The organism is Campylobacter sp. BCW_6465 (assembly GCF_001762815.1).
GTDB classification, from domain to species: domain Bacteria; phylum Campylobacterota; class Campylobacteria; order Campylobacterales; family Campylobacteraceae; genus Campylobacter_D; species Campylobacter_D jejuni.
Genome location: NZ_MJXN01000093.1, coordinates 1 through 2610, shown reverse-complemented (window position 1 = coordinate 2610; position 2610 = coordinate 1). Strand labels below are relative to the sequence as shown.

1 protein-coding gene is annotated in these 2610 nt (G+C 34.3%); it reads left to right on the top strand.

Translation table 11 applies throughout. The features are described 5' to 3' along the window. Nucleotides 1–78 precede the first annotated feature (78 nt). The coding region (locus AJ886_RS07045; protein ID WP_070287452.1) for a conjugal transfer protein TraG N-terminal domain-containing protein at nucleotides 79–2610 on the top strand (2532 nt) is incomplete at its 3' end.

The following is a 2610-nucleotide window of genomic DNA, read 5'->3' as shown; positions in this document are numbered from 1 at the left end:
ATGCCAAAGGTAGCCGCCTTTGGCATCTACCTTTTATAATTATACCAAACAAACTCTTTAACTTCTTTAATATAATCCATGAAAAGATTTTACTTTTTATTCCTTAGCACTTTGTTTTTTGCACCTTCATTTTTATTTGGTGCAACTGAAATAGCTAATAGCAATTTAATTTATACTTGGGGTTATGGCGATGTGATGAATGAAATCATGCAAGCTGTTAAAGGTATAACCACTGAAACAAGTTATATCGTTAATGCAGCCTTAGCTATCTCATTATTGCTTTTTAGTATCAAAAAAGCAATGGATGGACAAACAAATCCTGTGTTTGAATTTGGAAAAATGTTTATACTTTTTGCTGTAGTGTGGCAGATGTTTTTAAGGGCGCCAAATGACAATAGTCACCGCTTCATGATTCACGATGAAGTAACAAGTAAAGATTATGTCATTTCTCAAATTCCTATAGGCATAGGAAAAAGCTTTGCATTAATGACACAATTTGAGAAGGTTATCCTAGAAGCTATGGAAAAACATTTTTCAACTCCACAATCTACAAATTTCTCTAACGCAGGTTTAGGTTTTTCGCTTCAAGTGATGAGTACTTTACCAAGCGTAAAGCTTTCGGCTATTGATGCAACTTTACAAAAAAATATTGATTTTTACTTTAGAAACTGTGTTTCAGTAGGTATCTTACTTAATCAACAAGGTAGAAATCTTTTTCAAAATTCTGATAATTTGATGCAAGATCTTTTCACAAACATAGGCAATGGCTCTCAGCTTACTCCTTTGTTCACAAATAACAATAATGTTGAAGAACAAAGTGTTGTACCTTGTTCTGATGCAGGTCCTCAAATCGTTGAAATGATTCAAAACGATACAGATGAAGCTATGAAGATTCATGCTGCTTTGCTTGGTATGGTAGATGATATGACAAATTATGAGCAAAAGTTCTTAGGCGCTGCACAAATCTATAACGAACAAGCTGTAAGTGCTAGATCTTATTTACAGCAATCCATGATAATGCTTGCTTCTCAAGATGCAATCATTAATACCGCTAAATCAGTAGGATTAAATCCTGCTTCTGTGGCTGCAAATACTGCTTATGCGGATCAGCAATTTTACGCAAGTATGCAAGCACAAGGACACTTGGCACAAACTTATTTGCCTTTAGCTAAAGCTTATTTAACAGCTATTATCATAGGTTTATCTTGGCTTGTTGCTTTGCTTTCTATTGTATTTGGCTCTTACGCACATATTAAGATGTTTTTTACTTTATGTATTTGGATAGTGCTTTGGACTCCTATACTTTGTATTATTAATTTTATAAATGATTTTAATCTTATGAATGTTGCACAAGTAATAACAGGTGGAAAAGCAGCTTTAAGCTTAGGAGATAACATGCTTATATTCAAAGAAGTAGCAAGTAGATCAAATTTCATGAATTATCTTGTAATGAGTACTCCTGTTTTAGCTTATGCAATTGCTAAAGCAAGTGAGCAAGGATTTATAACTTTTGCTTCTGGATTATCTCAAGCTCTAACAGGTGCTTCAAGAGCTGCTGGAAGCTTTGCAAATCAGCAAGCTCTATCTACGCAAACAAGTATAGCTGCTCCTAGAGGAGATGAAGTTTGGGCTGTGGGTGCAGGTTATAATACTCTTCAATCTTCGTTTGGTGCAGGTGGTAGAAGTTTTATGGGAACAAGAGATATGCAACATGGTGGCGAATTAGTTAAAGATAATATGACTGGAAGTTCCGCTGTAATCAATGCTAATGGTTCTATAGGTAATGCTTCTATTAAAGGATTAAATGCTGGTATGACTGCAAGCAATTTAGAAACAAGAGCGCACGCTCTAAGTGATGCGATTCAAAATTCTAACCTATCTCAAAGAGCTTTAGAAGTTGCTAGTGGAAAAGGAGATAGCTTAGCCTTATCAGAAAACGATAGAAGTGCTATTGCTAATGCAACACAACATGCTTTAGCTAATGCTTATTCTAAAGCAACAGGTGTGGATGTAAAACAAGCTTATCAAGATATGATGAGTGGAAAAATTGGCGGTGGTATTGGCTTTAGCAAAGAAATAAAAGGAGTTAGAATAAATGTTGATGCAGGAGGTAGCGCATCTACAAATTCAATAGAATCTGAAGATTGGTATCAAAAACTAAGCAAAGATCAAAAAGAAACCTTTAATAAAACCTTTAACGAAAGTATTTCTAATGAAATTGGTAAAAATAGAGATGCAAGTGCTTCATTTAATAACCTTCTTAAAACAGGAAATGTTACAAATTCTGCTAGTATTAAAAGTTCTATGGATAGCTATAATGAAGCTAAAACGCTTAATAATTCAGTGGGTTATGATGGTGGCTCATCTATCGTTCAAGGCTATATCAATGAAAATTATGGTGGTGTAGTTAATAAAGAAAATGTGGCTTCTGCTGTGAATGCTGTTGAAAATATGGCTGCAAGAGGAGATATGCAAGGATTATCACACTATGCAGGAGTAAACTCTAATGTCAATTCAAATGGATTACACGAGCAAACAAAACATAATTATTATGATCCAAAAGGCACTATGACTGATCACAATAAAGCCATAGATGATTTAAATTCAAGA